Genomic DNA, 8,226 nt, shown 5'->3' on the forward strand with positions numbered 1-8,226 from the left:
GAAAACGCGTTTACCGTCTCACTGCACCTCCTGTTTTCCAGGAGGGGATAAAAAAATTACCCAAAAACGCACCGCGCCTGTCGGCGCGTTTTTGCAACTCCGCACAATTTAGTGGAATGACATTCCACTATGTAAAACTATAATGTTAGGGAGAGAGCGTATGCTGTTGAGTTTTTCGGATCTTAAAAATGAATTTACCCGCGTCCTGCTGGCACGGGGCGTGGCGGCGAAAACCGCTGACGCCTGTGCAGAAATGTTTGCCCGCACTACCGAGTCAGGGGTCTATTCACATGGCGTAAACCGTTTCCCGCGCTTTATCCAGCAGCTGGAAAATGGCGACATCATCCCCGATGCGCAGCCTGAACGTATTACCTCGCTGGGCGCTATCGAACAGTGGGATGCGCAGCGCTCCATCGGCAACCTGACTGCCAAAAAAATGATGGATCGCGCCATTGAACTGGCATCCGACCACGGAATTGGCCTGGTCGCCGTGCGTAACGCCAACCACTGGATGCGTGGCGGTAGCTACGGCTGGCAGGCGGCGGAAAAAGGCTATATCGGTATCTGCTGGACCAACTCCATTGCCGTGATGCCACCCTGGGGGGCGAAAGAGTGCCGTATCGGGACTAACCCACTTATCGTCGCCATTCCGTCCACGCCCATCACCATGGTGGACATGTCCATGTCGATGTTCTCCTACGGCATGCTGGAAGTGAATCGTCTGGCAGGCCGCCAGTTACCGGTGGACGGTGGCTTTGACGACGAAGGTAATCTCACCAAAGACCCGGCGCCGATTGAGAAAAACCGCCGCATCCTGCCGATGGGCTACTGGAAAGGTTCCGGCCTCTCTATTGTGCTGGATATGATCGCCACGCTGCTTTCTGACGGCTCATCCGTTGCCGCCGTGACCGAGGACAACAGCGACGAGTTTAATATTTCGCAGGTCTTTATTGCCATAGAAGTGGACAAACTGATCGACGGTGCCACACGCGATGCCAAGCTGCAGCGCATCATGGATTACATCACTACTGCTGAACGTGCCGACGAAAACGTACCTGTTCGTCTGCCGGGTCATGAGTTTACCCGCCTGCTGGAAGAGAACCGTCGCAACGGGATCACTGTAGACGACAGCGTCTGGGCAAAAATTAAGGCGCTGTAAGGAGTAGCATCATGATTTATGGTCATATTTCTCAACCCAACGCCTGCCGGTATCCGGCAGCGATTGAAAAAGCGCTGGATTTTCTGCGCACCACAGACTTCAGCAAACTGGAGCCTGGCGTGGTTGAAATCGAAGGTCGCACGATTTACGCGCAGATCCTCGATTTAACTACCCGCCCGCATGATGAACTGCGCCCGGAAGTGCACCGCCGCTATCTGGATATACAGTTTTTATATTCCGGTGAAGAACAGATTGGTGTCGCCATTGATACCGGAAATAATGTGGTGAGCGAAGAATTACTGGATCAGCGGGATATTATTTTCTATCAAGACAGTGAAAATGAATCTTTAATAGAAATGATACCGGGAAGCTACGCCATATTTTTCCCGCAGGATGTGCACCGCCCGGCATGTAATAAAAATCGGCAAACCGCCATCAGAAAAATAGTGGTTAAGGTGGCAGTCTCTGCACTAAATTAATCCGATTGCTGTACCGTTACCGATGGAGTGAATAATGGAAAATAATAACGCCGGTTATATTGTCGGCGCATACCCTTGTGCGCCTTCATTTCACCAAAAGAGCGAAAAAGAAGAGACGGAATTCTGGCGTCTGCTCGCGGACACACCCCATATTCGCGGGCTGGAACAACCGTGCCACGAGCACTTTCACCCCTATGGCGATGAGTGGTTGTTCCAGCACACGCCGCAGGAGTGGGAAGTGGTCGTCACCGCCATCCCGGAGACCATGCGTCGGCGTGGCGGCGGCAATGGCGCGTTCGGTCTGGCCTCCAGTGATGAAGAACAGCGCAGGGCATGCGTCGAATTCCATCGTCATTTACTGAACAAAATCAACGCGGTAAACAGGCGTTTTGCGGGCAAGGTTATCAGCCTTGAACTGCAGGCGGCTCCGCTGGCTGGCAATGCGAACGTGGCGCAGGCGACCGATGCGTTTGCCCGTTCCATCAAAGAGATTGCTGGCTGGGACTGGTCATGCTCACTCGTACTGGAACATTGTGATTCCATGAACCAACCTGCGCCACGCAAGGGTTTTCTGCCACTGGAAAACGTGCTGGAGACGCTCGCGGGTTACAACATTGATATCTGCATCAACTGGGCGCGCTCAGCGATTGAAGGGCGTAACACCACCCTGCCACTGACCCACACTCAGGCAGTGAAAGCCGCAGGAAAACTGGGGGCGCTAATGTTCTCCGGCACCGCTACCGACGGCCCCTACGGCGAATGGACTGACCTGCACACACCATTTGCCCCTTTCTGCCCGGAAAGCCTGCTCACGGTAGAAAGTGCTAAAGAATTATTTAATGTGGCTGACTCAGCAAAACTACAGTTTGCCGGTATTAAGTTGCTGGAAATTGATGCTAATGCTGATGCGAATCATCGCATAGCCATATTACGCGATGGCATTAACGCGTTAAACAAAGCCAGACAATAAATATAAAGCGTCACTTTAATCGCAAGGCCAGTTACTTTTAACGAGAGATTAATATGAACACTTCCTCTTACACTACATCTGCGGATATTCCGCGCCAGCGCTGGTTAAGAATTATTCCTCCTATTCTTATCGCCTGCATTATTTCTTATATGGACCGCGTGAATATCGCCTTTGCCATGCCTGGCGGTATGGATCAGGAGTTAGGTATTACTGCGACCATGGCAGGTCTGGCGGGTGGTATTTTCTTCCTCGGTTACCTTTTCTTGCAGGTGCCGGGCGGCAAAATTGCCGTCCACGGCAGCGGTAAAAAATTCATCGGCTGGTCGCTCGTCGCCTGGGCTGTGATCTCCGTCCTCACCGGGCTTGTCACTAACCACTACCAGCTTCTGGCGCTGCGCTTCCTGCTCGGTGTCGCAGAAGGGGGCATGTTACCCGTGGTGCTCACCATGATCAGTAACTGGTTCCCGGATGCTGAACGTGGCCGTGCGAACGCGATTGTTATCATGTTCGTGCCGATTGCCGGCATCATCACCGCCCCGCTGTCCGGCTGGATCATCACCGCTCTCGACTGGCGCTGGCTGTTCATCATCGAAGGCCTGCTCTCCCTCGTCGTACTGGTGTTGTGGATGCTGACCATCTATGACCGTCCGCAGGAGGCCCGCTGGATTTCTGACGCAGAGAAGAATTACCTCGTAGAAACCCTCGCCGCCGAACAGCGTGCCATCGCGGGTAAAACCGTGGTGAATGCCTCGCTCGGCGCCGTGCTCTCTGACCGCACCATGTGGCAGCTCATCGCCCTGAACTTCTTCTACCAGACCGGAATTTATGGCTACACCCTGTGGCTGCCGACCATCCTGAAAGAACTGACTCACACCAGTATGGGCCAGGTCGGGATGCTCGCTATTCTGCCGTATGTCGGTGCGATTGCCGGGATGTTCCTCTTCTCTTCCCTGTCTGACCGCACAGGAAAACGCAAGCTGTTCGTCTCTCTGCCGCTGATTGGCTTTGCGACCTGCATGTTCCTCTCCGTGGTGCTCAAAGAGAGCGTCTGGCTCTCCTATACCGCACTGGTCGGTTGCGGCTTCTTCCTGCAATCCGCTGCGGGTGTGTTCTGGACCATTCCTGCTCGTCTGTTCAGTGCCGAAATGGCCGGCGGCGCACGCGGGGTGATTAACGCCCTGGGTAACCTTGGCGGCTTTTGCGGTCCTTATGCGGTGGGCGTGCTGATTACCCTCTACAGCAAAGATGCGGGCGTTTACTGCCTGGCGATTTCTCTTGCGATTGCCGCGCTGATGGCGCTGCTGCTGCCGTCCAGGTGTGATGCCGCTGCGTCGTCTGCGGGTGCCGTAAATGTCACCAAACGAGCGGCCTGATGCCCTCACCCCGACCCTCTCCCACCAGGAGAGGGGGCAAACAAGGTGTGGCCTGATGTTCTCACCCCGACCCTCTTCCACCGGGAGAGGGGGGCAAACAAGGTGTGGCCTGATGTCTTCACCCCTGCCCCCTCCTTTATGGGAGAGGGCAACACCAGGAAAAAAAGATGAGTGAAAAAGAGACCTTCTGGCTGGGTATCGATTGTGGCGGTACTTATCTGAAAGCAGGCCTGTACAATAGCCAGGGCAAAGAATTCGCTATTGAACGCCAGCCCGTTCGCACCCTTAGCCCGCAGCCCGGCTGGGCGGAACGTGACATGACGGCACTGTGGCAGCACTGTGCGGCGACCATTGCCCGGCTTCTGCAACGCAGCGGCGTGCGTGGCGAGCAAATTAAAGGCGTGGGTATTTCTGCTCAAGGCAAGGGACTGTTTTTGCTGGACAAAAACGACAAACCCTTGGGTACCGCCATCCTCTCTTCTGACCGCCGGGCGATGGAGATCGTCAAACGCTGGCAGCAGGACGGCATCCCACAAAAACTCTACCCGTTAACGCGTCAGACCTTATGGACCGGGCACCCCGCCTCGCTGCTGCGCTGGGTGAAAGAGAATGAGCCGCAGCGTTACGCACAGATTGGCTGCGTGATGATGGGCCACGACTATCTGCGCTGGTGCCTAACCGGCGTGAAGGGGTGCGAAGAGAGCAACATCTCTGAGTCCAACCTCTACCATATGACCACCGGGCAGTACGATCCCTGCCTGACACAGTGGCTGGGCATCAGCGAAACAGACGCTGCGCTGCCGCCCATTGTGGGTTCATCCCAAATCAGCGGTGAAATCACCTCTCAGGCAGCCGCCATGACCGGTCTTGCGGCGGGAACTCCCGTCGTGGGCGGTCTGTTTGATGTGGTTTCTACCGCGCTCTGCGCCGGACTGGATGACGAGCACACCCTCAACGCCGTCATGGGAACCTGGGCGGTCACCAGCGGCATCGCTGACGGACTGCGTGATAACGAACCTCACCCCTTTGTCTACGGTCGCTACGTCAACGACGGGCAATACATCGTGCACGAGGCCAGCCCCACCTCTTCCGGCAACCTCGAATGGCTGACCGCGCAGTGGGGCGACATCAGCTTTGACGACATCAATCAGCTTGTCGACGACCTGCCGAAAGGCACCAGCGAGGTCTTCTTCCTGCCGTTCCTGTATGGCAGCAACGCCGGGCTGGAGATGACCAGCGGCTTTTATGGCATGCAGGCGCTGCATACCCGCGCACACTTGCTACAGGCGGTCTACGAAGGGGTGGTGTTCAGCCACATGACGCACCTCAGCCGCATGCGTGAGCGATTTACCGATGTGCGTGCCCTGCGCGTCACCGGCGGTCCGGCACATTCGCGCGTCTGGATGCAGATGCTGGCAGACGTTAGCGGTCTGCCTGTTGAACTGCCGCAGGTGGAGGAGACCGGCTGCTTTGGCGCGGCCATTGCCGCTCTCGTCGGCACCGGTGTTTACGCCAGCTTCACCGATGCCCAGCAGACCCTCAATTATGAAATGCACACCCTGACACCGGACATAAATGCCCACGCGGCCTACCAGCGCAAATATCACCGCTACCAGATTTTAATTGAAGCACTTCAGGGCTATCAGGCCCGTATTAAGGAGCACTCTTTATGAGCCGACCATTATTGCAGCTGGCGCTCGATCACACCGACCTTGCCGCTGCACAGCGCGACGTGACCTTGTTACAGGACCATGTAGACATTGTGGAAGCAGGCACCATTCTCTGCCTCAGCGAAGGGCTGAATGCTGTGCGCGCCCTGCGCGCCCAGTGCCCGGAAAAAATCATTGTCGCCGACTGGAAAGTGGCCGACGCGGGTGAAACCCTGGCTCATCAGGCGCTGGGTGCGGGTGCCAACTGGATGACCATTATCTGTGCTGCCCCGCTTGCCACCATTGAAAAAGGCCATGCTGTTGCCGCTGCACGCGGCGGTGAAATTCAGATTGAGCTCTTTGGTAACTGGACCTTTGACGATGCCCGCGCCTGGTACAGCACCGGTGTGCGGCAGGCAATCTATCATCGTGGCCGTGATGCCCAGGCCAGCGGCCAGCAGTGGAGTGACGCGGACCTGACCCGGATGAAAGCACTGTCGGATATCGGCCTTGAGCTGTCCGTCACCGGCGGTATTACCCCCGCCGACCTGCCGCTGTTTAAAGAGATCAACGTGAAAGCTTTTATTGCCGGACGCGCCCTGTCGGGTGCCACGAATCCGCAGCAGGTGGCTGAAGCGTTCCACACGCGCATTCGCGACATCTGGGGAGCCTGATCATGCGTAACCACCCATTAGGTATTTATGAAAAAGCGTTACCGAAAGCGCTCTCCTGGCCGGAACGTCTGGTTCTGGCTAAAAGCTGCGGATTCGACTTCGTGGAAATGTCCGTCGACGAAACCGACGAACGCCTCGCACGACTTGAATGGACCACCGCCCAGCGCGCCTCGTTAGTGGAAGCGATGCTGGAGACCAATGTGTCGATTCCGTCGATGTGCCTTTCCGCACACCGCCGTTTCCCGTTCGGCAGCCGCGATGAAGCCGTGCGCGAACGTGCGCGAGACATCATGACCAAAGCTATCAAGCTGGCGCGGGATTTGGGTATTCGCACCATCCAGCTTGCCGGATATGACGTGTATTACGAAGAGCATGATGCGGGCACCCAGCAGCGCTTTACCGAAGGGCTGGCGTGGGCGGTGGAACAGGCCGCAGGCGCGCAGGTGATGCTGGCGGTGGAGATCATGGACACCGCGTTTATGAACTCCATCACCAAGTGGAAAAAGTGGGACGAGATGCTCGCCTCGCCGTGGTTCACCGTCTATCCGGACGTGGGTAACCTCAGTGCCTGGGGCAACGACGTTCCGGCAGAGCTGGCGCTCGGCATCGACCGTATCGCGGCCATCCATCTGAAAGACACTCAGCCAGTCACCGACACCAGTCCCGGCCAGTTCCGTGATGTGCCGTTCGGCGAAGGGTGCGTGGATTTCGTCAACGTCTTCAGCACGTTACAGGATCTTAATTATCGCGGCGCATTTCTGATTGAAATGTGGACCGAAAAAGCCAAAGAGCCGGTACTGGAGATAATCCAGGCCCGTCGCTGGATTGAAGCCCGTATGCAGGAAGGAGGATTCGCATGTTAGAACAACTGAAAGCCGAGGTACTGGCGGCAAACCTGGCGCTGCCCGCTCACGGTCTGGTCACCTTCACCTGGGGTAACGTTAGTGCGGTCGATGAGACCCGCAAACTGATGGTGATTAAACCGTCAGGCGTGGAGTACAACGTGATGAAAGCCGAGGATATGGTGGTGGTGGATATTGCCAGCGGCAAGGTGGTGGAGGGTAACAAGAAGCCCTCTTCCGATACGCCGACGCACCTGGCGCTCTATCGCCGTTTCCCGGAGATTGGCGGTATTGTCCACACCCACTCTCGTCACGCCACTATCTGGTCGCAGGCGGGTCTGGATTTGCCCGCCTGGGGCACAACGCATGCGGATTACTTCTATGGCACCATCCCGTGCACGCGGTTGATGACCGCTGAGGAGATCAACGGTGAGTATGAGTACGAAACCGGAGAAGTGATCATTAAGACTTTTGAAGCGCGCGACCTGAACCCGATGCAGGTGCCTGCGGTGCTGGTGCACTCCCACGGCCCGTTTGCCTGGGGGAAAGATGCCCATGACGCGGTACACAACGCAGTGGTGCTGGAAGAGTGTGCCTTTATGGGCCTGTTCTCTCGCCAGTTGGTGCCGCAGTTGCCCGCCATGCAGTCAGAGTTACTGGATAAACACTACCTGCGTAAGCACGGGGCGAACGCGTATTACGGGCAGTAGTCCTCTGCGGTCTGATGCCCTCACCCCGCCCTCTCCCACAGGGAGAGGGAGAACACCAGCCCACCCCAGCGAGCTCTCCTCGCCCCTTCGGGGGGCAGGGTGAGGGGGAAAATTCCGCACGGGTGCCAAAGGGGGCTGTTACAGATAGTGGAACAGTCCCATGCAGGCTACGTGGAATGGTTCCGTTCACCGTAAGTTCATTTTTCTCTGAAGCCACCGCACCCGTGAACGTGCAAGGGAGGCTCGCCGCCGCCTCCCTTGCAACCCGGGCTCCCGGCGAGGAAAATCGCCGCAGCGCGGTCCGTTCGTCTTATGCCGCCGTGCTGTCGGGTCGGGGACCAGCCTGCATCCCTGCAGGCTATCCCCTCCG

At 56.9% G+C, this 8,226-nt stretch carries 8 protein-coding genes; all 8 read left to right on the forward strand.

The features are described 5' to 3' along the window. Window positions 1-160: 160 nt before the first annotated feature. Window positions 161-1,159, forward strand: a complete 999-nt coding sequence (gene yiaK, locus KXR87_RS20735; RefSeq protein ID WP_437434105.1) for a 3-dehydro-L-gulonate 2-dehydrogenase — start codon at window positions 161-163, stop codon at window positions 1,157-1,159. Between the two features lie 11 nt (window positions 1,160-1,170). Next, the gene (locus KXR87_RS20740; protein ID WP_437434106.1) at window positions 1,171-1,638 is read left to right on the forward strand and encodes a YhcH/YjgK/YiaL family protein; all 468 of its coding nucleotides are present in this window, start codon (window positions 1,171-1,173) and stop codon (window positions 1,636-1,638) included. 34 nt (window positions 1,639-1,672) lie between these two features. After that, the gene (locus KXR87_RS20745; protein WP_437434107.1) at window positions 1,673-2,608 is read left to right on the forward strand and encodes a DUF4862 family protein; all 936 of its coding nucleotides are present in this window, start codon (window positions 1,673-1,675) and stop codon (window positions 2,606-2,608) included. Between the two features lie 53 nt (window positions 2,609-2,661). Then, a complete protein-coding gene (locus KXR87_RS20750; RefSeq protein WP_437434108.1) occupies window positions 2,662-3,981 on the forward strand; it encodes an MFS transporter in 1,320 nt (439 codons plus the stop codon). 167 nt (window positions 3,982-4,148) lie between these two features. Beyond that, the gene (locus KXR87_RS20755; protein WP_437434109.1) at window positions 4,149-5,654 is read left to right on the forward strand and encodes an FGGY-family carbohydrate kinase; all 1,506 of its coding nucleotides are present in this window, start codon (window positions 4,149-4,151) and stop codon (window positions 5,652-5,654) included. Continuing rightward, window positions 5,651-6,304, forward strand: a complete 654-nt coding sequence (gene ulaD / locus KXR87_RS20760; protein ID WP_437434110.1) for a 3-keto-L-gulonate-6-phosphate decarboxylase UlaD — start codon at window positions 5,651-5,653, stop codon at window positions 6,302-6,304. The genes KXR87_RS20755 and ulaD overlap by 4 nt, the downstream gene beginning before the upstream one ends. 2 nt (window positions 6,305-6,306) lie before the next feature. After that, on the forward strand, window positions 6,307-7,167 hold the full coding sequence (locus KXR87_RS20765) for an L-ribulose-5-phosphate 3-epimerase (protein WP_437434111.1): 861 nt from the start codon (window positions 6,307-6,309) through the stop codon (window positions 7,165-7,167). Beyond that, window positions 7,161-7,856, forward strand: coding sequence for an L-ribulose-5-phosphate 4-epimerase (araD, locus tag KXR87_RS20770; protein WP_437434112.1), 696 nt, complete (start codon window positions 7,161-7,163; stop codon window positions 7,854-7,856). The genes KXR87_RS20765 and araD overlap by 7 nt, the downstream gene beginning before the upstream one ends. Window positions 7,857-8,226 lie beyond the last annotated feature (370 nt).

This window comes from Yokenella regensburgei (assembly GCF_051486985.1).
Lineage (GTDB): Bacteria > Pseudomonadota > Gammaproteobacteria > Enterobacterales > Enterobacteriaceae > CBFFRJ01.

Excerpts from the sequence above, each read along its gene's own strand:
- araD (WP_437434112.1), top strand. The coding sequence starts at position 7,161 with ATGTTAGAACAACTGAAAGCCGAGGTACTGGCGGCAAACCTGGCGCTG.
- yiaK (WP_437434105.1), top strand. The coding sequence starts at position 161 with ATGCTGTTGAGTTTTTCGGATCTTAAAAATGAATTTACCCGCGTCCTG.
- KXR87_RS20745 (WP_437434107.1), top strand. The coding sequence starts at position 1,673 with ATGGAAAATAATAACGCCGGTTATATTGTCGGCGCATACCCTTGTGCG.
- ulaD (WP_437434110.1), top strand. The coding sequence starts at position 5,651 with ATGAGCCGACCATTATTGCAGCTGGCGCTCGATCACACCGACCTTGCC.
- KXR87_RS20740 (WP_437434106.1), top strand. The coding sequence starts at position 1,171 with ATGATTTATGGTCATATTTCTCAACCCAACGCCTGCCGGTATCCGGCA.
- KXR87_RS20755 (WP_437434109.1), top strand. The coding sequence starts at position 4,149 with ATGAGTGAAAAAGAGACCTTCTGGCTGGGTATCGATTGTGGCGGTACT.
- KXR87_RS20765 (WP_437434111.1), top strand. The coding sequence starts at position 6,307 with ATGCGTAACCACCCATTAGGTATTTATGAAAAAGCGTTACCGAAAGCG.
- KXR87_RS20750 (WP_437434108.1), top strand. The coding sequence starts at position 2,662 with ATGAACACTTCCTCTTACACTACATCTGCGGATATTCCGCGCCAGCGC.